Origin of the sequence: Flavobacterium collinsii (assembly GCF_946903285.1) — a bacterium.
Classification (GTDB): domain Bacteria; phylum Bacteroidota; class Bacteroidia; order Flavobacteriales; family Flavobacteriaceae; genus Flavobacterium; species Flavobacterium collinsii.
In genome coordinates, this window is sequence record NZ_OX336425.1 from 2,978,816 (window position 1) to 3,002,931 (window position 24,116).

At 34.9% G+C, this 24,116-nt stretch carries 19 protein-coding genes; 14 read left to right on the plus strand and 5 right to left on the minus strand.

All coding sequences use genetic code 11. From position 1 onward, the window contains the following. The first annotated feature begins 85 nt into the window (after positions 1–85). Positions 86–493 (plus strand): hypothetical protein, encoded by a 408-nt coding sequence (locus tag OGZ34_RS12295; RefSeq protein ID WP_173966889.1) that lies wholly within the window; start codon positions 86–88, stop codon positions 491–493. 87 nt (positions 494–580) lie between these two features. Here the strand turns inward: OGZ34_RS12295 and OGZ34_RS12300 are convergent, their stop codons facing one another. Both OGZ34_RS12300 and OGZ34_RS12305 read right to left on the minus strand, forming a co-directional pair. Continuing rightward, complete coding sequence (locus tag OGZ34_RS12300) at positions 581–2,092, minus strand: FMN-binding glutamate synthase family protein (RefSeq protein WP_263360378.1); 1,512 nt, start codon at positions 2,090–2,092, stop codon at positions 581–583. Positions 2,093–2,125: 33 nt separating this feature from the next. Further along, positions 2,126–2,908: an NYN domain-containing protein gene (locus OGZ34_RS12305; RefSeq protein WP_173966887.1), complete on the minus strand. Its 783-nt coding sequence runs from the start codon at positions 2,906–2,908 to the stop codon at positions 2,126–2,128. A 203-nt stretch (positions 2,909–3,111) separates the two neighbouring features. Between OGZ34_RS12305 and OGZ34_RS12310 the strand changes: the two genes are divergently transcribed. The 7 genes from OGZ34_RS12310 (at position 3,112) to OGZ34_RS12340 (ending at position 10,617) form a co-directional block, all read left to right on the plus strand. Next, positions 3,112–3,561 (plus strand): RrF2 family transcriptional regulator, encoded by a 450-nt coding sequence (locus OGZ34_RS12310; RefSeq protein ID WP_263360379.1) that lies wholly within the window; start codon positions 3,112–3,114, stop codon positions 3,559–3,561. Between the two features lie 21 nt (positions 3,562–3,582). Then, complete coding sequence (gene azu, locus OGZ34_RS12315; protein WP_263360380.1) at positions 3,583–4,104, plus strand: azurin; 522 nt, start codon at positions 3,583–3,585, stop codon at positions 4,102–4,104. Positions 4,105–4,192: 88 nt separating this feature from the next. Continuing rightward, a complete protein-coding gene (locus tag OGZ34_RS12320) occupies positions 4,193–6,436 on the plus strand; it encodes a nitric-oxide reductase large subunit (RefSeq protein ID WP_263360381.1) in 2,244 nt (747 codons plus the stop codon). Positions 6,437–6,447: 11 nt separating this feature from the next. Beyond that, positions 6,448–7,179: an iron-sulfur cluster repair di-iron protein gene (gene ric, locus OGZ34_RS12325; RefSeq protein ID WP_263360382.1), complete on the plus strand. Its 732-nt coding sequence runs from the start codon at positions 6,448–6,450 to the stop codon at positions 7,177–7,179. Between the two features lie 134 nt (positions 7,180–7,313). Beyond that, positions 7,314–8,516: a hypothetical protein gene (locus tag OGZ34_RS12330; RefSeq protein ID WP_263360383.1), complete on the plus strand. Its 1,203-nt coding sequence runs from the start codon at positions 7,314–7,316 to the stop codon at positions 8,514–8,516. Between the two features lie 241 nt (positions 8,517–8,757). Next, positions 8,758–10,017, plus strand: a complete 1,260-nt coding sequence (locus OGZ34_RS12335; protein ID WP_263360384.1) for an aminotransferase class I/II-fold pyridoxal phosphate-dependent enzyme — start codon at positions 8,758–8,760, stop codon at positions 10,015–10,017. A gap of 117 nt (positions 10,018–10,134) precedes the next feature. Next, positions 10,135–10,617, plus strand: a complete 483-nt coding sequence (locus OGZ34_RS12340) for a hypothetical protein (protein WP_263360385.1) — start codon at positions 10,135–10,137, stop codon at positions 10,615–10,617. A 99-nt stretch (positions 10,618–10,716) separates the two neighbouring features. Here the strand turns inward: OGZ34_RS12340 and OGZ34_RS12345 are convergent, their stop codons facing one another. Beyond that, on the minus strand, positions 10,717–11,835 hold the full coding sequence (locus OGZ34_RS12345; protein ID WP_263360386.1) for a GTP cyclohydrolase: 1,119 nt from the start codon (positions 11,833–11,835) through the stop codon (positions 10,717–10,719). A 53-nt stretch (positions 11,836–11,888) separates the two neighbouring features. Further along, complete coding sequence (locus tag OGZ34_RS12350) at positions 11,889–12,866, minus strand: transporter (RefSeq protein ID WP_263360387.1); 978 nt, start codon at positions 12,864–12,866, stop codon at positions 11,889–11,891. A gap of 89 nt (positions 12,867–12,955) precedes the next feature. Here OGZ34_RS12350 and OGZ34_RS12355 point away from each other — a divergent pair, with 89 nt between their 5' ends. The 6 genes from OGZ34_RS12355 (at position 12,956) to OGZ34_RS12380 (ending at position 21,192) form a co-directional block, all read left to right on the plus strand. Continuing rightward, the gene (locus OGZ34_RS12355; RefSeq protein ID WP_263360388.1) at positions 12,956–13,276 is read left to right on the plus strand and encodes a DUF4834 family protein; all 321 of its coding nucleotides are present in this window, start codon (positions 12,956–12,958) and stop codon (positions 13,274–13,276) included. A 51-nt stretch (positions 13,277–13,327) separates the two neighbouring features. Further along, positions 13,328–15,787 carry a YfhO family protein gene (locus OGZ34_RS12360; RefSeq protein ID WP_263360389.1) on the plus strand — a complete coding sequence of 820 codons (2,460 nt, stop codon included), beginning with the start codon at positions 13,328–13,330 and terminating at the stop codon, positions 15,785–15,787. Positions 15,788–15,850: 63 nt separating this feature from the next. Beyond that, a complete protein-coding gene (locus OGZ34_RS12365) occupies positions 15,851–17,140 on the plus strand; it encodes a glycosyltransferase family 4 protein (protein ID WP_263360390.1) in 1,290 nt (429 codons plus the stop codon). Between the two features lie 85 nt (positions 17,141–17,225). Beyond that, positions 17,226–18,695: a lipopolysaccharide biosynthesis protein gene (locus OGZ34_RS12370; protein ID WP_263360391.1), complete on the plus strand. Its 1,470-nt coding sequence runs from the start codon at positions 17,226–17,228 to the stop codon at positions 18,693–18,695. A 96-nt stretch (positions 18,696–18,791) separates the two neighbouring features. Next, positions 18,792–20,444, plus strand: coding sequence for a mechanosensitive ion channel family protein (locus OGZ34_RS12375; protein ID WP_263360392.1), 1,653 nt, complete (start codon positions 18,792–18,794; stop codon positions 20,442–20,444). Between the two features lie 448 nt (positions 20,445–20,892). Beyond that, complete coding sequence (locus tag OGZ34_RS12380) at positions 20,893–21,192, plus strand: hypothetical protein (protein WP_173966801.1); 300 nt, start codon at positions 20,893–20,895, stop codon at positions 21,190–21,192. Between the two features lie 83 nt (positions 21,193–21,275). Here OGZ34_RS12380 and uvrA read toward each other — a convergent pair whose 3' ends face one another. After that, positions 21,276–24,071: an excinuclease ABC subunit UvrA gene (gene uvrA, locus OGZ34_RS12385; protein ID WP_263360393.1), complete on the minus strand. Its 2,796-nt coding sequence runs from the start codon at positions 24,069–24,071 to the stop codon at positions 21,276–21,278. Positions 24,072–24,116 lie beyond the last annotated feature (45 nt).

Below are 24,116 nucleotides of genomic sequence, written 5' to 3' on the forward strand. Positions count from 1 at the left end.
TGATTGCTCCATCAATTATGCCAGTTATTACTGTTTGGAAGAGTTGCTGAGACTTCAAAAAATTAAAAATTAAAAACTATAAATTATGATCAGAAGAATAAGTAGGGTTTTATTTGCTGTAAGTTTGGTTTTGCTTTTGATAAGCTGTAAAAACACGAAACAAAAACTTCAGGAATATGTTGCTTCGTACAATGCGACCGCTGCAAATTTTAAAAGCGAAAATGTTACACTCACAACCGCCAGAGGGTATATAAACGACAATAAAATTGAATTGCGATTTGAAACGGATTTGCCGGAAACTGAACCTAATAAGCAAGAGGCTCAGGAGAAATTTCCTCAACTGTTGAAAGAACTGATTGGTAAAGATCAAATTTTTAAAGAACTGGTTGAAGAAGGTGTGCAGTTTCATGTTTACTTTTTAGCAAACGATAATACTGTTCTGGCAAAAGAGATTGTAAACAAAGAAGTTATGACTAAATTGATACAGAATTAATTTATATTTTCAATTAGAGATCGAATCTAAAGATAACATTTAAAAAGGAAGCCTCTTTGCAAAGTTGTAAAGAGGCTTTTTGTTGTTTTAATGTTTGGTTACATTGGTTAGGTTATCCGGGAAGTAATTATCGGATAAATTGCCAAATTCATCACCACGCATGAAAATATTGATATCGACCTCGCTAAAACTTTTTTTACCTGCGGCAGCTAAAAGTTCATTGGCAGAGTGTAATGTATTTTTATGAAAATGATACACACGATCGGATTTGTCGGTTACAACTAAACCTTTCATCAGCATTTTGTTTTGAGTTGCTACTCCGGTTGGGCATTCGTTATTATGGCAGCGCAATGCCTGGATACAGCCTAATGAGAACATAAAACCACGTGCGCTGTTGCACATATCTGCTCCCAGGGCTACGGCATGTAGAATGGAGTAGCCGGAAATGATCTTTCCGCTTCCGATAATACGAATCTTGTCACGAATATTTAAACCAATTAATGTTTTGTTCACGAATATTAGTGCAGGTTCAAACGGCATTCCTACACCATCGGCAAATTCTAGCGGAGCAGCTCCCGTACCACCTTCGGCACCATCAACTGTAATAAAATCAGGAAAAATATTTTCTGCGATCATTTCGTGGCAAATGGCTTCAAATTCAGCTGTATTTCCAATACATAATTTAAAACCAATAGGTTTTCCATTTGACAATTCACGTAATTGTGCAATAAAATGAATAAGCCCTTTGCTGTCTGAAAAAGCATGATGTCCGGGAGGAGAAAGGATCATTGTATGTGGCTTAACACCTCTTATTTTGGCAATTTGTTCTGTATTTTTTTTGGCAGGAAGTACTCCGCCATGGCCAGGTTTTGCTCCTTGAGAAAGTTTAATTTCTATCATTTTTACATTTGGAAGATTGGCTTTCTCTGAGAATTTTTCAGGATTAAAATTACCTTCATCATCTCTACAGCCAAAATAACCGGTACCAATTTGCCAGGTGATATCGCCGCCACCCGCAAGATGAAATTCGGTTAAACCACCTTCTCCGGTATTCTGATAGAAATTTCCTTTTTGAGCACCAATATTTATGGCACGAACGGCATTTTCACTTAGTGAACCGAAACTCATTGCCGAAACATTAAATAGTGAGGCCAGATAAGGTTGTTTGCAGTCTTTTCCGCCCACCAGTACACGAGGCAATTCCTCGTTAACTTTTGCGGGAAAGATGGAGTGTTTTATTCCTTCGTAACTGTCATGATTCAGATTTTGCTGCGTTCCGAAAGGCGTGTTTGAATCGATGTTTTTAGCCCTTTGATAAACCATAGAGCGCTGGTTTCTGGAGAATGGTTTTCCATCGGTTGATCGTTCAATAAAATACTGTTGGATTTCGGGAGCAATCATTTCAAATAAATATCTGAAATAGCCCAAAACCGGAAAGTTTCTTAAAATTGCATGTTTTTTTTGAGTAGCGTTGTAGATACCTACCACTAATAATATGGGTAGAATAATCACCAGTAAAAAACCTCGTTTCGTGTAAAGATAAATTGCTAAAACAATTAGAAACAATAAGAATCCATAGATGAAGAATTTTTTTCTCATGTTTACAAGTATTTAAAGAGTAATAATTTTTAATCAATTGAATCGCAGGCGTACATAAACGTGCTTAATTCCTTTTTTATCCGACTCTCTTTCGTCAATTTCAAGAATATCGGTCAGTGATTTTAACATAGGAGTAAGTTTTGAAAAACCATAATTTCTAGGGTCAAATTCTGGTTTTTTCTTTACAATAAGATTTCCAACATCTCCTAAAAATGCCCAGCCATCGTCGTCTTCAATATCTTCAATGGTAGCCTCGATAAGCTCGATTGTTTGTTTGTCAATTTTATGAAGTGCCTTTTCAGTAGGTTTTTCGGCCGGTTTTTTAGTGTCGGTTGTAGTTGTAACTTTGGGTTTCTTCTTCTGAATAGCGCCGTCCAGAACTTCAATGTATATGAATCTGTCACAGGCAACAATAAAAGAATTTGGGGTTTTCTTTTCTCCAATACCAATTACTTTCATACCTGATTCTCGTAATCGAATGGCAAGACGTGTAAAATCGCTGTCGCTGGAAACAATGCAAAAACCGTCTAGTTTCCCGGAGTAAAGTAAATCCATCGCATCGATGATTAGAGCAGAATCGGAAGAGTTTTTTCCAACAGTATAGCTGTATTGCTGTATCGGAGTGATGGCATGTTCAAGTAAAACACCTTTCCAGCCGTTAGAATTTGGTTTTGTCCAGTCAGCGTAAATACGTTTTGTGGTTGGTGTCCCAAATTTCGCAATTTCTTCCATCATTCCTTTTACATTGCTGTAGGGTACATTGTCAGCGTCAATTAGAACGGCTAATTTTAAATCTTTTGAGTTGCTTAATGGCATGTCTTAGAGATTAATTTTTTTTAAGTACTTTCAAAGTTAAACTTAAAATTTGTTTTTTAGGAATTTGGTGCTGAATAAGTGTTTTAGAGCGTCTTAATTATTTTGGTTATAAATAAGAATTTCTTTGCTGAATTTTAATTAAAGATAATTTTGTCTTTTATGATAAAAATAAATACATTTGTAAAGAATTAATCAATCAGTATATGTTTTCAAAAGCGTGTGAGTACGGAATTAGAGCTTCTATTTTTATAGCAACCAAATCTTCTAAAGGTATAAGGGTTGGAATAAAAGACGTCGCCAAAGAGATAGATTCACCCGAGCCATTTACTGCTAAGATTATGCAGATTTTGACAAAAAACGGCATTATACATTCAGCAAAAGGAGTAGGAGGAGGTTTTGAAGTTTCGGGCGAAGCTCTGAAATCTATAAAATTAATTCAGATTGTCGATGCGATAGATGGCGATAAAATTTACAAAGGTTGCGGTATTGGACTTAAAGAATGTTCAGAACAGCATCCTTGTCCCGTTCACTATGAATTTAAAAAAATAAGAGGTCTTCTTTTGGAAATGCTTACTAAAACAACTTTAGAACAGCTTGCTTTAGGGGTAAAATCGGGTGATTTCTTTTTGAAAACATTGATTACAAACGAATAATATTAAATAAATACCTTAAAAATGAATACAAAAACCAAAATTTCACTAGTAGCGCTAATGGGACTTTTAACGATAACTTCCTGCGGAAAAAAAGAAACGACACCAGTGGAGCAGCCAACAGAAGTAAATAATACAGAGTCAGAAGGTGTACAACCTGAAGCAACTGTAGAAAATGTTTTAGTCATTGAAGGAAATGACCAAATGCAGTTCAATAAAAATGAATTGAAAGCTGTGGCAGGAAAACCAATTAAACTTACTTTAAAACATGTTGGGAAAATTCCAAAAGAAGCAATGGGGCACAATTTGGTTATCCTTCAGGAAGGAACAGATGAAGCGGCTTTTGCTTTAAAAGCAAATGAGGCAAAAGCGAGTGATTATATTCCGGCATCTGAAAAAGCTTCAATTATTGCCCATACAAAATTACTTGGAGGTGGTGAAGAAGATACGATCGAATTTACAATTGATAAAAAAGGAACTTACAAGTTTATTTGCTCTTTCCCTGGTCACGTGGCTTTGATGAAAGGTGTATTAATTGTTGAGTAAACAGTAAAGAACTCCAATAGGTAATGAGATTGGAGTTTTTTTTAAAACTAATAAAGGATAAAATTATCTTTTATTAAAACAAAAAGAAATGAAAAGAGAAAAAAAATTATGGATCGTATTTGCATTGGTAATGAGTATATCATTTGCAGTACTGGGTTATTATGGTTACGAAATTTACCAACAGGCACCACCAGTTCCTAAGAAAGTGATTTCTGAAAGTGGAAAACTTATTTTTTCTGAACAGGAAATTAAAGACGGACAAAATGTATGGCAAAGTATAGGCGGTCAGGAAGTAGGATCTATCTGGGGACACGGAGCTTACGTTGCTCCCGACTGGACTGCTGATTGGCTGCATCGGGAAGCGCTTTTTATATTGGATAAATTTGCGAAAGAAGATTTTAATAAAAAATTTGAGGAGCTTGATGCTGAGAAACAAGCAGCATTAAAAGTTCGTTTGCAAAAAGATTTACGAACCAATCGATACGATGCAGCTTCGGGTGTTCTTGCAATATCTGAAAATCGTGTGGCAGCAATTAAAAATCTAAGTGAATATTATAAAGGGCTGTTTACAAATGATCCTCAGTTTGATAAATTGAGAGAAGAATATGCGATTCCGAAAAATTCGATTAAAGATGAAGTAAGAATGCAAAAAATGAATGCATTTTTCTTTTGGGCCACCTGGGCAACGGTTACCAATCGTCCCGATTCGGATATTTCGTATACGCACAATTGGCCTTCAGATGAATTGGTTGGAAACAAAGCTACTAAAGAACTTTTAGCCTGGTCAGGAGTTAGTATTATTTTATTGATTTTGAGTATCGGGATCTTAGTTTTTTATCACGCAAAATCAGGGGAGGAAGAAGAATTTCCGCTTCCAAAAGAAGATCCGTTAATTAAACAGGGAAAAACACCCTCGATGAAACTGGTTGTGAAATACTTTTGGATCGTTAGTTTATTAATGATTCTGCAAATGCTATTCGGAATCATAACAGCGCATTATGGTGTTGAAGGAAATGGTTTGTATGGAATCCCTATTGATCAGATTTTACCTTATGCAGTCACACGTACCTGGCATACCCAATTGGCTATTTTTTGGATTGCAACGGCTTGGCTGGCAACAGGATTGTATATCGCGCCGGCAGTTTCAGGGAGAGATCCAAAATTTCAGTGCTTCGGAATCAACTTTTTGTTTGTCGCCTTATTGATTATTGTTTTAGGTTCAATGGTCGGGCAATGGTTTGGTGTGATGCAAAAATTAAATTTAGTACAAAATTTCTGGTTTGGACATCAGGGTTATGAATATGTTGATTTAGGCCGCTTCTGGCAGATTTTTCTTTTAGTTGGATTGTTTTTGTGGTTAACATTGATGGTTAGACCTTTAATTCCAATTCTAAAGAAAAAAACGCAGGAAAAAAATCTCATCATTTTGTTTCTAATTTCTTGTGCGGCAATTGCCATGTTTTATGGTGCCGGATTAATGTGGGGGCGACAAACTAACCTTGCCATTGCAGAATATTGGAGATGGTGGGTAGTGCACCTTTGGGTTGAAGGTTTCTTCGAAGTATTTGCAACCGTTGTTATGGCTTTCTTATTTGTTCGATTGGGATTGTTAAAAACAAAAATGGCAACATTAAATGTTTTGTTTGCCACCATAATTTTCATGTCTGGCGGAATTTTGGGAACATTTCATCACCTGTATTTCTCAGGTACTCCAACAGCAATTATGGCCTTGGGAGCTACTTTCAGTGCACTTGAAGTAGTGCCTTTAACCCTAATAGGATTTGAAGCCTACCAAAACTATAAAATTTCCAAATCGACTCAGTGGATTGCAGATTATAAATGGCCTATTTATTTTATGATTTCGGTGGCATTCTGGAATTTTCTGGGAGCCGGGATTTTCGGATTCATTATTAATCCGCCCATTGCACTTTATTATGTACAAGGCTTAAATACAACTCCACTTCACGGGCATACGGCTTTGTTCGGGGTTTATGGAATGTTAGGAATTGGGCTTGTATTGTTTGTGCTGCGAAGTTTATACAGAAACGTAAACTGGAACAACAAACTGCTTAAAATTACTTTCTGGTCGCTAAATATTGGACTGTTTTTAATGGCCATATTGAGTTTACTTCCAATTGGAGTGTGGCAGGCAATTGAAAGCATCGAGCATGGAATGTGGTACGCCCGCTCATCAGAATTGATGCAGCAACCGGCTATGATTACATTAAAATGGCTTCGTGCTATTGGAGATTCTATTTTCGGAATAGGGTTTATTACTATGGCATGGTTTGTATTTGATCTCACATTAAAAAATAAAATAAATAAAATTTAAAATTGATTATCATGGAAAATTTAAAAAACAAAACAATAGGATCATTTGTGGCGGAAGATTTTAGAACAGCTGCTATATTTTCAAAATATAAAATCGATTTTTGTTGTAAAGGAAACAGAACAGTAACGGAAGTCTGCGAAAAACAAAATATAAATTCTGATGCCTTAATACAAAGTGTTTATGAGGTTTTAGAATCAGAAAATAATGATGTCATCGACTTTAATTCATGGCCTTTAGACTTACTGGCAGATTATATTGAGAAAACACATCATAGATATGTTGAAGAAAAATCACAAACTCTGCTGGCTTTTTTAGATAAATTATGCAAGGTTCATGGTGCCAGTCATCCGGAATTGTTTAGAATAAATGAATTGTTCATAGGATGCGTCGGCGAATTGTCTCAGCATATGAAAAAAGAAGAATTGATTTTATTTCCGTTTGTAAAAAGAATGGTAAAAACGAAAGAAACTGACGGTATTCTGCATCAGCCTTCATTTGAAACGGTATCAAATCCAATTGCAATGATGATGCACGAACATGATAATGAAGGAGAACGTCTTAGGGAAATTGCTTCCTTGACAACAAACTACACGCCTCCGGCAGATGCCTGTACAACTTACAAAGTAACTTTTGCGATGCTTAAGGAATTTGAAGAAGACCTGCACAAACACATTCATTTGGAAAATAATATACTATTTCCAAAAGCAGTGCTTTTAGAAAAAGAATTTGCTGAAGTAGAATAGAAATAAATATAAACAATGAGAAGAACACCGATAAATGTCAATAAACAGATTATTATCGGTGTTTTGTACGCATATAAATCGCCTGTTATTTGTTACTTTTAATGAATTGGGTTTAGCTCAAAAAAAAACATAATATGAATTCTCAAAAAACCTGGATTATTTGCTGTTTTTTTAACTTTCTGATTGCCTGTTTATTTGGATTGTTAATGCGGTTGATGTATCTTTTTTCTTTAGATTTTATAAATTACAGTTTCCTGCTTCATGCGCATTCTCATGTTGCAATGCTGGGCTGGGTCTATCTGATAATTTATGTTTTGGTTGTTCATTTTTTTATTTCAAAGGAGAAAAGGCGTAAGCCGGTTTACAATCGTTTATTTTGGCTGACAGAATTTTCAATTATCGGAATGATGATTGCCTTTCCTATTCAAGGTTATGCATTGTTTTCGATTGTGTTTTCAACGCTGCATATTTTGTTGAGTTATGTTTTTTGCCGATTGGTGTGGAAGGATAGTGACACAGAAAAAACGCCAGCGCTAAGATTTTTAAGAACGGCTCTTTTGTTTATGGTTTTGTCTACTTTTGGAGTATGGTGCCTAGGCCCGGCTGTGAGTACACTTGGCAAACAAAGTGCTTTTTATCAAATTGCCATACAGTTTTTTATACATTTTCAGTTTAATGGCTGGTTTTTGTTTGCTGTTTTGGCATTGTTTTTAAAACAATTTCAACAGAAAATAGATGAAATTCAATTCAAAAGATTTTATTCCCTTCTCATTATTTCAACACTTTTAACCGTTTTGTTTCCGGTTCGCTGGTTTATAGAAAATAATGTTTTAAACTACATAAATGCTTTGGGTGTAGTGCTGCAGTTGTTTGCTTTTGTTTGTTTCTATAAAATGCTTCGACTTCAAATAACTAGTTTTAAGGCAAGTTTAGATGCAACCACAAAAATGGTTTATGGTTTGGCTCTTTTCTCTTTAGGATTGAAGGTTGGTATTCAATTACTGACGATCATTCCTGATATCACTGAAGTTTCGCATCAAATCAGAAATTTTGTAATTGGCTTTATTCACTTAACCACGTTAGGAATAATCACCGGATTTTTATTTGGAATTTTACTTCAGAAGAATATTCTTTCCGGTAATTCTTCTATCTTAAAAGTGGGAGTGAAAATATTTATTTTGGGATATATGGCAACAGAGATTCTACTTTTCTTTCAGGGCGGACTTCTTTATTTTGGAAGAGGAATGATTTCGGGATATTACGAGAGTATTTTTGTTTTCAGCTTGCTTTTGGTCTTGGGATTAATTTTAATAATGAGTTCTAAAATAAAAGACTAGTTTGTTTTTTAGAGCAAAAAATCATATTTTATCTTTTTTTAGGACTTGAATTAACGGAATGAACTTTTGGTTTTTTTATAAGTTTAAATCTGTTAAAATTCATATTGCTTTTAAGAGAAATTTTCATAAAGATTGAATTCCGATTATTTTTCAAGAAAAATAAATGGCAAACCTGATTTTAGAATAATAATCATTAATTTTGCACCCTGTATAAAATAAAAATAGTACTACACAATATATTATGGTAAAAGATTTATTCGAAAGAATTCAGGACAATAAAGGACCATTAGGAAAATGGGCTTCTCAGGCAGAAGGCTACTATGTTTTCCCAAAGTTAGAAGGAGAGTTGGGTCCTAGAATGACATTTCACGGAAAAAATATTTTAAACTGGAGCTTGAATGATTATTTAGGTTTAGCTAATCATCCAGAAGTTCGCCAAGCAGATACAGATGCTGCGATTCAGTTTGGTGCTGCTTACCCAATGGGAGCTCGTATGATGTCTGGACATACAAAATACCACGAACAATTAGAAGAAGAATTGGCTGCTTTTGTAATGAAAGAATCAGCTTATTTATTGAATTTTGGTTACCAGGGAATGGTATCTATTATTGATGCTTTGGTGACTAAAAATGACATCATTGTTTATGATGTTGACTCTCATGCTTGTATCATCGATGGTGTGCGTTTGCATATGGGGAAACGTTTTACTTACAAGCACAATGATCTGGAAAGTATGGAAAAAAACCTGCAACGTGCTACAAAAATGGCACAGGAAACAGGTGGCGGTATTCTATTTATTACCGAAGGTGTTTTTGGAATGCGTGGGCAACAAGGAAAATTGAAAGAAATTGTTGCAATGAAACAAAAGTACAATTTCCGTTTGTTAGTGGATGATGCACATGGTTTTGGTACACTTGGTAAAACAGGAGCCGGAGCAGGTGAAGAGCAGGAGGTTCAGGATGATATCGATGTTTACTTCTCGACTTTTGCAAAATCTATGGCTAATATCGGAGCTTTCGTAGCGGCAGATAAAACAGTAATTGATTACTTAAAATATAACTTACGTTCGCAAATGTTTGCTAAAGCATTACCAATGATCCAGACAATTGGTTCGTTGAAACGTTTGGAGTTGTTGCGTAATTCGTCTGAAATTAAAGATAAACTTTGGGAGAATGTAAACGCATTACAAAACGGTTTAAGAGAAAAAGGATTTAATATTGGAGATACTAATACTTGTATTACACCAGTTTACCTGGAAGGAAGTATTCCTGAAGCAATGGTAATGGTAAACGATTTAAGAGAGAATTATGGTATTTTCCTTTCTATCGTGGTATATCCGGTAATTCCAAAAGGGATTATTTTGTTAAGAATGATTCCAACAGCTTCTCATACATTAGCTGATATTGATGAAACGTTAACTGCTTTTGAAGCCATTCGTGAAAAATTAGTAAACGGAACTTATAAAGAAATCGCTGAACGTACCACTGTTGACGTTTCGTAAAACTTTAAAGAAATAAATTCCTGATATGGGAATTATATAAAAGAATCCATTCGTTATACGAGTGGATTTTTTTTATTTGGGGTACTTTTATCATTCAAAATCAGTAAAATATCAATTATGAAAAAAATAATAGTAATATCCATGATAATGCTCGCTGTTTTTATTTCCTGTAAAAAAACGACTGATACCGATCCGGTGCAGGTAGCACCAAGTCCGCCAAAAGAAGCTGAGATCGCTGAACCGGCAGGAGATCAATGTTATGCATCAAGAACTCGTAATAGCGTGACTGAGATGAGTCTTAATGTCAATTCTCATCAGGAAGTAAACGGGAAACTAAGTTATAACATATCAGGGAAGGATAGAAACGAAGGAGCTTTGATTGGAAATATGAAAGGTGATACATTAATTGCAGATTATACTTTCATATCTGAAGGAGTTACATCTGTGAGGGAAGTTGCATTTTTGAAAAAGGACGGAGCTTTTATTGAAGGCTATGGCGATGTAATCGAAGTAAACGGGAAGTTCTCTTTTAAAGATAAAAAACAGTTGAAATTTGATCAGAAAAATGTTCTGACTAAAGTAGATTGCAAAGCAGAGTAAGCTCTAATTGTATTAAAAAGTAAAAAAAAATCCATTCGTGTAACGAATGGATTTTTTTTATGGGTAAAATTGTTAACTGCGACTGATGCTGAAAACTATTTACAAGTATTTTAAATACGTTTTTCTCTGGCAGTGCACTTTTGGGTCGAAATTTTTCCAAAGTAAATGAATGGCTGTATTATCAGCTAATTCAGGGGTTCTGATACAATTTTGAATCCCTTTTTCGGAAAAAGTCTTATAATATTCATCAAAAATAATAGCAGTAACTCCTTTGTTTTGATACTCGGGATGCACTCCAATCAGGTAAAAAACAACATCTTTACTCTTTTTACGGGCTCTTAGTAAATGAATAAATCCAAACGGAAATAATTTTCCTTTTGCTTTCTGTAAAGCTTCAGAAAAGCTAGGCATTACAATACTAAAGGCGACCAGATTATCGTCTTTGTCAACCACAAACTTGATATATTCCGGATTGATAAAGCTGATGTATTTCTTTTTGAAGTATTCTTTCTGAACATCCGAAATTGCTACAAACGAAGCTAATTTAGCGTATGAATCATTAAACAAATCAAACATTTTGTCTACGTGAGGCATGATGTCTTTTGTTTTGGTAAAAGTCAATGAGCGTAAGCCGTATCTTTTTTTGATGAGTTCCTGTGCTTTAAGGAAAAATTCAGGTTTTACGTTTGAAAAAGGAAAGATGCTTTCGAGGTACTCTTTTTCAACCTGAAAACTCAATTGTTCAAAATGTGTGACATAATAGGGATGGTTGTACCATGTAATCATAGTTCCCAACTGATCATAGCCTTCGGTAAGGACCCCAACTTTGTCTAAATTCGAAAATCCCATTGGACCTTCAACATGTTCGAGATTGTGCTGTCTTCCTAATGCATACACTTTATCAAGTAATGCTTTTGTAACCTCAATATCATCGATTGCATCAAACCATCCAAAACGGACTTTTCTTTTATGCTGATCATTCACCTCGGACCAGTTGATAATGGCGGTAATTCTTCCTACAATCTCATTGTCTTTATAAGCCAGATAAAAATAGGCCTCGGCATTTTCAAAAGCAGGGTTTTTAGTTTTATCAAAAGATTCCAATTCATCTGCGATAATAGGTGGCACCCAGTATGGATTGTCTTTATAGAGTGAAAACGGAAATTTGATATAGTCAGTTAATTCCTTTTTGGTTATGGCTTCTTTAATTGTAATCATTAAGATTCTGTATGTAAATAGTGCTCCTTACTGAGCGTTTAGTTATTAAAATTTTATTCGTATTTCGATTTACGTTTACGTTCTTTTGCCTGGTAATCTATTTCTTTTTGTTCTAATTCGTTGTCTTTATTCTTTTTTGCTCTTTCCTCTCTTTTAGATTGTACCTGATTTTCTTTATAACGCCCATCATAACGCCAGGAAACACCAACGCCTCCATACAATATAGAAGGTGTGTTCTTGAAATTAGTACTTACAGATGCGTCAACCTGAAGGTTGGAGTTGATGAGGTAAGCTGCTCCACCACGTACAATAGCATCGCTGTAAAAATCGCTTTTATAGCCCTGATTTTCCACAAAGCCCGACCATTTATCGTTAAATCCATGTGTAAGTGTAAGTACATAGCCGTAGCTCGGGTAGTCTGTTGAAATATAATCGGCAATAATATTGGTAACAAAAACCCATTTCCCGCCACCAAAAAGGTTTTGAGTAATCAACATCACTTTTGGAGAAATACTCGATTGTGGAGAAAATGAATAAGGATTATCAGCACCAACAAAATTGGCACCAGCAAACAAGGATACTGCCGGAATCAACTCGTGCCAGTTAAAGCTATGATTGGCTTTATAACTGTAGATGTTAGCCTCTTTTTTATAATTTTTATAGGGATCGTAAATTAGATATTTGGCTCCTAAAACCGTTTGTCTGAAATTGTTTTTTTTGTAGCTCGTATAGGGAGTGTCAAAATTCTCCATTTGGTATTGCAAATCGACAATAAACTCCAGTTTTTCTAAAAAAGCTCCGTAGCGAATCGTCAGATCGGTACCAAAACCACTTGCATCATAATCCAGCAGATTGTGTTTTTCTTTGATGCCATATACACCAAGTTCTGCCTGTATAACTGATTTTCCAACAGCATACGCAGACATTGTTTCACCTGGACGGTTTGAATTGATGACATCGGTATACTGCGCGAAAAATAATTGTGGGAATAAACAAAGAGCTACAATAAAAAAGGTTTTATTTTTTAACATACACGTGTTTTTGAATTAAAAAGTAATAACGCATTTCAAATGTACTATATTTTATTATTTATTTAAGATTGATATTTTAATTTTAAACAATGGATTTATTAATTTTGGAAAAAAATTATATGATCATGCAAGAAGCATCTTTTGTAAATCTGTTTAAAACGATAATGTGGATCATTGCGTTTTATTATATTTTTAAATTTTTAGCACGAATCTTTTTACCGGTATTGGTGAAGAAAGCAGTCGAAAAAGCTGGAGAGAATTTTCAGAGACAACAACAATATAGTCAGGATACTACATGGCAAAAAACACGTACTAATAATGATGAAATTATTATCGATACGGCCAATGCAAAAAAATCCCGTGAAACCAAAAAGGTTGGCGATTATGTTGATTACGAAGAAATAGATTAAATTTGTGACCTAGATTTATAGGATTCATCATTTAACCCAAACCAGCCTAAATTGAAAATAGTAAATAAGTTCTATCCGCATGCCCTTGTTATCCTGGGCTTTATCCTCGTTTCTTTAATTTATTTTTATCCAGTTTTACAAGGAAAACAAATTTTCCAGTCGGATATTGCTCAATATACCGGAATGGCCAAAGAGCAAAACGATTTTAGAGCAGCAGAACATGCTGAACCTTATTGGACAAATTCTGCGTTTGGTGGTATGCCAACCTATCAGTTAGGGGCAAATTATCCAAATGATTTTGTAGGCAAATTAGACGATGTTTTGCGTTTTCTGCCTCGTCCTGCTGATTATTTATTTCTATACTTTTTAGGATTTTATGGTTTGCTGTTAGTTTTAAAAACAGATCCCTTAAAAGCATTTATCGGGGCGCTTGCCTTTGGTTTTTCGACTTACTTAATTATCATTCTTGGTGTTGGACATAATGCAAAAGCACATGCAATTGCTTATATGCCACTTGTTATTGCCGGATTTATACTGGTTTTTCAGAAAAAGTATATTTGGGGAGGATTGCTCACCATGTTTGCGGTTGCATTAGAAGTTAATGCCAACCACTTTCAAATGACTTATTATTTATTAATTTTCTTATTGATTCTTTCCGCTTATTTTGCGTTTAACTTCATTAAAGAAAAAGAATTTAAACCGCTTTTAACGGCAATTGGTGTTTTGGCGGTAGCCGGAATTTTTGCTATTGGTGCCAATGCAACTAATTTGTTGGCGACCAGCGAATATGCTAAGTTTAGTACACGTAGCAACAGCGAATTGACTTTCAATCCTGATGGCTCTAAAAAGACGAATGAGAATGCTTTGAGCCGTGAATATATCACAGAATACAGTTACGGAATTGCTGAGAGTTTTAACTTAATCGCGCCAAGACTTTTTGGTGGCTCCAATCATGAAAATGTGGGGACTGACAGTCGTATGTATTCGTTTATGATTGAGCAGGGAGTACCATCAGAGCAGGCACAGGATTTCGTGTCCGGAATGCCTACGTATTGGGGAGACCAACCTATTGTTGCGGCTCCTGCTTATATTGGAGTTGTGGTTTTCTTTTTGGCGGTTTTAGCTTTGTTTATTGATGATCGAAAAATAAAATACGTATTTCTTACCGGAGCATTATTTTCATTAGTGCTTTCCTGGGGGAAAAACTTCGCGTTATTGACAGACTTTTTTATCGATTACGTTCCAATGTATGATAAGTTTAGAGCAGTGTCATCAATTCAGGTTATTCTTGAACTGTGTTTCCCTGTCTTGGCTGTTATGGGATTACAATCGTTTTTTAAAGCAAAAGAAGATCCTAAATTGCAACAAAAAGCACTCGTGCAAACGGGAGTTTTTGGATTGGGCGTTATTTTGATTTTAGTCTTCGCTAAGAGTATGTTCCATTTTACAGGAAGTAGTGATAATTATTTCTTAGAAAGTTACGGACCCGCTTTTGTAGATGCGTTGAAAGAAGACAGGAAGAGTTTATATTCTGCTGATTTATTAAGATCAGGCTTTTTTATTGTAGTTACTTTTGCAATCTTGTGGTTGTTCATTAAAAACAAACTGGCTCAAAATACTACTTTAATTATCGTTGGTATTCTAATGATTTTTGATTTGTTCTTTGTGGATAAAAAATATGTTTCGGCCAAAGATTTTGTGAGTCCGGTACAAATTGCAGCACCATTTCAGGAAACACCTTCTGATGTTCAGATTTTAAAGGATACCACACATTACAGAGTTTTTGAAGTAAATGGTAATATGTCCAGTGCACGTGCTTCTTATTTCCACCATTCTTTGGGAGGATATCATGCTGCAAAACCAAGAAGGATGCAACAGTTGTTTGACTATCAGATTGCAAAAAATAATGTCGAAGTTTTAGACATGTTAAATGTCAAATATATCATCCAGACGGATAAAGAAGGAAAAGAGTTTCCGACTATAAATCCAAATGCAAACGGAAATGCATGGTTTGTTAGTGCTGTAAAATTGGTAAACAAACCAGATGATGTAATGAAGGCTCTGGATCATATTGATACTAAAACAGTGGCAGTTTTCAATGTTCACGAGCACGAAAGTAAATTTAAGAATGCCCGAATGAAAAAACAATGGGATACCACTGGTACCATTCAGGTAGTACAATACAAGCCCAACTATATCAAATATAAATCGAATAATGGAAAAGATGGTTTGGCTGTTTTTTCTGAGATCTATTATAAAGATGGATGGAATGCCTATATTGATGGTCAACTAACGGATCATTTCCCGGTTGATTATGTTTTAAGAGCTATGGAAATTCCTGGTGGAGAGCATACAATCGAATTTAAATTTGAACCACAGGTCGTAAAAACTGGTAGTTTGATTACATTGGCAAGCTCAATTGGAATGTTTCTTCTTTTAATTGGAGGAGTTTATTTCGAAAAGTTCTTCCGCAAAAATTCACAAAGAAATCACGGAGATACGCTAAAATAATTTAAAGATCTTTGTGGGATTTGGTGAAAACTTGGTGAATCTCTGTGAAATGAATGAAATCTGATGGAACAAAAAAAACTCTTAATCATTACCTATTATTTCCCGCCGGCTGGAGGTCCAGGCGTACAGCGTTGGTTAAAATTTACAAAGTACTTACCGGAATTTGGTGTTCAGCCAATCGTTTATGTTCCTGAAAACCCAACGTATCCAATTGTGGATGAAGGATTGGTTAGTCAGATTTCTGATAAAGTAATTGTCCTTAAAAATAAAATCTGGGAGCCTTATCAATTGGCTTCCATTTTTTCAAAAAATAAAACTAAGAAAATTAGTTCCGGAATTTTCCCGCACAAAAAAAAACAGACCTTTTTAGATAAAACCTTTCTTTGGGTACGAGGCAATTTATTTATTCCGGATGCCCGTGTTTTCTGGGTAAAACCTTCTGTAGCTTATCTCGAAAAATACATCAAAGAGAATAATATTGATACGATAGTTACTTCGGGGCCACCGCACAGTTTACATTTAATAGGTTTGGAGTTAAAAGAAAAGCTGAATGTAAAATGGTTTGCTGATTTTCGCGATCCCTGGACTACAATTGGATATCATAAAGCATTACGCCTGTCTGATTATGCTGCTAAAAAGCATAAAGATCTCGAGCATAAAGTACTGAATAGTGCTGATACTATAATTGTTACGAGTAAAACTACGAAAACAGAGTTTGAAGCAATCACCAATAAGCCAATTTCGGTGATTACAAACGGTTATGATATCGAGAATGTAGAGAAACAGACTTTAGATACCAAATTTACTTTGGCACACATTGGATCTTTTCTATCCGACAGAAACCCTCCATTTTTATGGGAATGTCTCGTAGAATTACTTCAGGAAATTCCGGATTTTAAAAGACATTTAGAAATTAAATTGATTGGCGCAGTTAGTCAGGAAGTATTAGATGCTATAGGGGAGTTTAATTTGAATGCTTATCTGAATCTTTTGGGGTATGTTTCGCATCATGAGGCAATTGCCCATCAAAAGAAATCACAGGTTTTGCTTTTAATCGAGATTAATTCGGAAGATACTAAAAGTATAATTCCGGGTAAATTATTCGAATATATGGTGTCTAATCGCCCAATAGTAGCCATAGGACCTCAGGGTTCCGATTTTGCCGATATTATAAAAGAAACGAATACAGGAGTATTTTTTGACTATTCTGAAAAAGCGAAGTTAAAAAGTGTACTTTTGGACTTTTATAATCAGTTTTTGGAGGGTAAGTTACAGGCTAACGGTGTTGGTTTGCAACAATATTCCAGAAAAAACCTAACAAAACAGTTAGCGGAGCTGGTTAATAAGTTATAAATTATATGTTGGTGGTTGTGAATTTGGTGCTAAATTTCGATAAACAATCTGCAATAAATCTAAAATCTGCAATCAAAAATTTACAATGGGTATTGTTTTAAATCAGTCTTTTAAAAATACAATTATCACTTACATAGGTTTCGGTATTGGAGCCATTAATACACTTTATTTGTATCCTGTTTTTTTAGGTGCAACTTTTTATGGTTTAACTAATTATGTGACTTCTTGTGCCAATGTGATTATGCCTTTGTTTGCGATTGGAATGCAAAATACCTTGGTTAAATTTTATTCGCAATATCAAACGGAGGAAGAAAAATCCCGTTTTCTATCCTTTACGGTTTTGTTTCCTCTGCTATTAATAATTCCACTTTTACTGATAGGTCTTGTTTTTTATGATGAGATTCTGTTCTTTTTGTCAAAAAAGAATGCAATTGTAAGAAGTTATATTTGGCTAATACCTTTTATCGGATTGTGTATGGCCTATTTTGAAATTTTTTATGCCTGGTTGCGGGTAAACATGCATTCTGTTTTTGGAAACTTTGTAAAGGAAGTGGGGTTACGATTGTTTTCATTATTTCTACTAATAGGTGTTTACTACAATTGGCTTAGTGTAGAAGGTTTTGTGTATGCAACAGCAATTTTATATTTTTTAGCATTCCTGATAACCATGCTCTATGCATTTAGTATTCAGAAACCAACTTTTCAGTTTACAATACCATCAAATACAAAAGATATATTAGTATACACTTTTTATATTATTTTATCCGGAAGTGTTGCCAATTTGCTTTTGGATGGAGATAAGATGATATTAAATCAATATATGCAGATTGAAAATATTGCTTTCTATTCTGTTGCTACCTATATTGCTTTAGTTATTTCGGTTCCAAGCCGTGCGATGCATCAGATTGTATATCCAATTACAGCAAAATTAATGCACGATAACAAGTATGAAGAGTTGAACCAGCTTTACAAAAAAACCTCAATAAACCTGCAGATTGTGGGTGGTTTTGTAATGCTTTGCATATTTGTAAATATCGGTCAGTTATACGAGTTGGTTCCGAAAGAATACAGCGGTGGAATTGCAGTTGTATTTATGATTGGCTTGTCTAAATACTTTGATTTAATTTTAGGAAACAATAATGCGATTATTTTTAATACTAAATATTACCGTATGGTATTGTATTTAGGATTAATGCTGGTTGCGTTGACCGTAATTTTAAACATGATCTTTATTCCAATTTTTGGAATCTTTGGGTCTGCTTTTGCTACTTTATTATCGATTACTTTATATAGTCTGGCAAAACTGCTTTTTGTGGTTAAAAGACTTCATTTATATCCTTTTACTATTCAGACAGTATACTCGATGTTAATTACATTTGCATTATTTTTATTGTTTTACTTCTGGGAGTTCCCTTTTTATCAATTGATTAGTATCGCTTTAAAATCAATTTTAGTAACCATTTTATATGTATATCTAAATTATAAATTTGCGATTTCTCCTGATATCAATAAGGTAATCGACACTATTTTGAAAAAGATAGGAATTAAAATTTAAAGTGATTTCTGGATAGAAAGCGAAAGTAATTTACAATTGAAGCTGTTTTGTCTTTATATTTGTTAGAAAGGATAACTAACTTATTGCTGACAGTATATGAAAAATAAAATAGTTTGTTTTTTAGCAGTTTTTATTACTTTGTTTTCTTTGCTGGCTTTTGCTCAGAAAGACAGTTCTCAAGCTCTCAAAACGGTTGTTAAGGAAGTAAAACAAAAAGGATATCCCGTAAAACCTTTTAAAGACACACTTTTTTATGTTTATAACAAAGTAGGTTCTTTTTCGCCCGAAAACAGGGCAAACGCCATTACAGAAAAAATCAGGAAATTATATGAAGATTCTTTTTTTATAGCAGATTCTATTGCTCTTGTGCCTTCAGATATTTCTCAGGATATTGTCTATAATAATGATTTTGTAATCATGTCTGTTCTTGATGTTGATGGTAAAGCCGAAAATCAAACGGCAGATTTCATTGCAAAGCGAAATTTAAATCTGATCAAAAGAGCTATCGTTTATCAGAACGATAATTATTCGATGCTTCCAAAAAGGCTTGGGTATACCGCACTGTTGGTTTTGATTATTGGTTTTGTTTTGTACTTTGTCGGCAAAATTTTCAACAGAGTAAAACTGTACATTCTAAAAAATAGCGACCGTTATTTTAAAGGTTTTAAGTATAATAGTATTAGTATTCTTTCACCTCAAAAGCAACAGTTTTTGCTGATGCGATTGTACGGTGTTATTAAAGCCATTACGCTGATTTTAATCGTATACCTTTCATTACCCTTATTGTTTAGTATTTTCCCCGCTACAGAAGCTTATACGACGACCTTGTTGCGTTGGATTCTTTCGCCGGCAAAACTTGCGGTTATGGGCTTTGTTGGCTTCCTGCCAAGTTTAGTTACTATTGTAGTTATTGTTATCATTTTTAAATATTCGATAAGGGTTATCAAATTCTTTTTTGATGAAATTAAAAAAGAGAATATTAAAATTGATGGTTTCTACAGTGATTGGGCGATGCCGACTTTCAATATCATTCGCTTTTTGATGCTGGCTTTTATGCTGGTCGTTTTATTTCCGTATTTACCAGGGTCGGATTCTCCTATATTTAAAGGGGTTTCGGTATTTGTAGGTATTTTGTTTTCATTAGGATCTTCCAATGCAATTGCCAATATGGTAGCAGGATTGGTAATTACCTATATGCGCCCATTTAAAATTGGAGATTTTATTAAGATTGGCGATGTAAGTGGAGAGGTAATTGAAAAAACAGCATTGGTTACCCGAATCAGAACCCCTAAATTTGAGGATATTACAATACCTAATGCCACCGTTTTGTCGAGTACTTCTACCAACTTTTCGGCGAATACCAAAGAGGTAAATAACGGATTGTTGATTCATACCACGGTTACAATTGGTTATGATGTTCCGTGGAAAGACATTCACAAAGCATTGATTGAAGCTGCTTTAAAAACAGAAATGACGGAGCAGACACCGGCACCTTTTGTTCTGCAAACAGGTCTCGAGGACTTTTATGTTGCGTACCAGATTAATGTCTATACCAAAATGCCTACGAAACAGCCTCTCATTTATTCGTCCTTGCATCAGAACATTCAGGACTCCTTTAATGCTGCCGGAATCGAAATCATGTCTCCGCATTACAGTGCATTGCGAGACGGGAATACCACAACAATTCCGGAGAACTATTTGAAAAAAGATTATGAAGCGCCTTCTTTTAGTGTTAAGAATAGAGAATAGAGGAGAGAAGCAAGATTATCGAGGTAAGAGAGTGTAGAGGAGTGAATATAGAATATAGAGTATAGAGTATAGAGTATAGAATATAGAGTATAGAATATAGAGTAGAGAATATAGAGTAGAGAATATAGAGTAGAGAATATAGAGTAGAGAATATAGAGTAGAGAATATAGAATATAGAATATAGAGTAGAGAATGTGGGAATAAAGGGTAACGTACTGATGTTCTGGGTGTAGTCTTAAAATTTTAACAGTTTTTCATTTTGTGGTTAATTTTATAAAAATTAACTTTAGCTAAGAATTCGATAACACTTTGTGCTGTAAGCTAAAGATATCTTACTTATGACAATAAAAGTGTGTGTTGTGTTGTTTATTAAATTGGAATACTTTTTGGAATTTTAAAATTGTGGAGTAATTGTAGTAGTATTTGGATTAATTTTTAACAGATTATTATGAAGAACGGTCAACTCAGCCAAGAACAAAGCTTACAAGTATTTTCTAATATGATATCAAATAAAATTCATAATGGATTTACACTAGAAGAACGAAATGATGAATTACTTTTCGCTGTTCTTACTAAAGGAGGAAAGGTAGTGAATCATAGTTTAAATTTTATGATCTTTTGCCTGACCTTGGGATTATGGTCATTTGCATGGCTTTATCTAACAATAGAAGCCTCTAAGCAGAGAAAGGTATTAGTTGCTATCGACGAAGATGGTTTTCCTTTTGAAGAAAGATGTTTAGTTGCGTAGTAACTTAAAAACGAAAAAAAGTCCAAATACCAATACAATTAGCGTATTGGTATTTGGATTTTTTTATTGGAATTTTATTAGAGTTATAACTTGTCTTTCAAATATATCCCGGTAACCGATTCTTTTACTTTTACAATATCTTCGGGAGTTCCTACGGCAAGTAAATGTCCTCCGTTTTCACCACCTTCGGGTCCCAGATCGATAATCCAGTCGGCGCATTTTATAAGGTCGAGATTGTGTTCAATTACTATGATGGAATGTCCTTTTTCGATTAAGGCATCAAAGGAGGCCATTAATTTTTTGATGTCATGAAAATGAAGACCGGTTGTAGGTTCGTCAAAAACAAATAAAGCTTTGTCTTTTGTAACACCTTTTACCAAAAAGGAAGCGAGTTTGATACGCTGTGCCTCACCACCCGAAAGAGTAGATGAAGATTGCCCCAATTGTACATAACCCAAACCTACATCCTGCAGAGGCTGTAATTTTTGTGTAATTTTGGATTGTTTGTTTTTGTCAAAAAAAGCGATTGCATCATCAATAGTCATGGTTAGAATATCGTTGATGTTTTTTTCGTCGAAATTGATTTCTAAAATTTCTTTCTTGAAACGTTTACCGCTACAGGTTTCACAGGGTAACGAAACATCGGCCATAAAGACCATCTCGACGTTTATAGAGCCTTCTCCTTTACAGGTTTCACATCGGCCTCCATCTACGTTAAAAGAAAAGTGTTTGGCCTGATAGCCTCTTATTTTTGATAGTTTCTCTTTTGCATACAAGTCACGAATATCATCGTACGCCTTGATATAGGTTACCGGATTGGATCTTGAACTTCTTCCAATTGGATTTTGATCAACGTATTCAATATGTTTTATTTGCGAAAAAGAACCTTTTATTTCGCTAAACTGACCTGCTTTTTCGGCAGCATTGTCCAGTTTTTTTTGCATAGCCGGAAATAATATCTTTTTAATCAGCGTACTCTTTCCGCTTCCTGAGACTCCTGTAATTACCGTTAAAACGTCTAAAGGAAAAGTAACGTTGATATTTTTTAAGTTATTCTCTCTTGCTCCGACAATATCAATATGGTTTTTGAATTTTCGTCTTCTTTTTGGGACAGAAATTTCCAGATCACCGTTCAGGTATTTGGCAGTAAGGGAGTCTGATTGTAAGATTTCATCATAAGTACCCTGAGCTACTAGATTCCCTCCAAAAGTTCCGGCTTCGGGGCCAATGTCAATAATCATATCGGCAGCTTTCATAATATCTTCATCATGTTCTACTACAATTACCGTATTGCCTAAATCACGAAGTGACAGTAAAACTTTAATTAATCTCTCAGAATCTTTAGGATGCAGACCAATACTTGGCTCGTCGAGAATGTACATCGATCCAACCAAACTGCTTCCGAGAGAAGTGGCGAGATTAATACGCTGTGATTCACCACCGGAAAGTGTTGCCGAGTTTCGATTTAAAGTCAGATAATCCAGACCTACCTCGGTTAAAAAGGACAAACGATTGTTGATTTCAATCATTAATCGTTTGGCGATTTGCTGTTCGTAAACATTTAGATTGATGTTTTTGAAAAAAGTAACTAAATGTTTAATGGGTAAATCGACTAAATCTGAAACCGTTTTACCGTTGATTTTTACGTAGGAAGCTTCTTCGCGTAAACGTTTTCCACGGCAAACGTGACATTTTGTTTTTCCGCGGTAACGGGACAACATGACACGATTTTGAATTTTATAATTTTTCTCTTCAAGTTCTTTAAAAAAATCATTCAGGCCTTGAAAATACTGGTTTCCTTTCCATAATACCTCTTTTTGTTCTTCAGAGAGTTCAAAATAGGGTTTGTGAATCGGGAAATCAAATTTATAAGCATGTTTTACCAATTCATCTTTGTACCAGCTCATGCTTTCGCCTCTCCAGGGGTAAATGGCACTTTCGAAAACAGATAAGGAAGTATTTGGGACGACCAAATCGGAGTCGATGCCTATAATATTTCCGTAACCTTCACAAACGGGACAAGCTCCATACGGATTATTGAAACTGAATAAATGAACGTTGGGTTCTAAAAAGGTAATGCCATCCAATTCAAAATTATTAGAATAGGAGAATCTTTTATCGGAGTTTAATTCCTGTAAATAACAAATGCCTTTTCCTTCAAAAAAAGCAGTCTGTACAGCATCAGCCAGACGGTTGTAGAATTCTTCTTCGTCCTTAACCACGATACGGTCAATAATCAACAGTATGTCCTTATTGTCCAATTGATGAAGATCCGCTGGCGAAAAATCATCGAGACGAACCATTTCATTGTTGACTAAAATACGGGCAAATCCTTGTTGCAACAGTACTTTTAACTTGTCTTCTAACTGTCTGCCTTCTTCGAGATGGATAGGGGCAAGAAGCAGCCATTTACTATCCAGTTCCAAAGTTTTTACATCGGTAATTACATCGGTAACCGTGTTTTTTTTTACTTCTTGTCCGGAAACCGGGGAATAAGTACGACCAATTCGGGCAAACAAAAGTTTTATGTAATCGTATATTTCAGTCGAAGTTCCAACTGTAGAACGGGCATTGGTGGTGTTTACCTTTTGCTCAATTGCGATAGCCGGCGCAATACCTTTTATGTATTCTACTTTTGGTTTATCTAAACGTCCCAAAAACTGACGTGCATAGGAAGATAAACTTTCTACATAACGGCGCTGTCCTTCGGCATACAATGTATCAAATGCCAAACTTGATTTACCAGATCCTGAAAGACCTGTGATAACAACAAGTTTATTTCGGGGTATTGCAACATCTACATTTTTTAAATTATGTACCTGCGCTCCTTTAATGATAATATTATGTTTTGGGTCGAGTGTCGAAAGATCAATTTGCATAAAAAAAGTCAATTTCTACAAAAGTAATCAATTTTGATTTGAGTT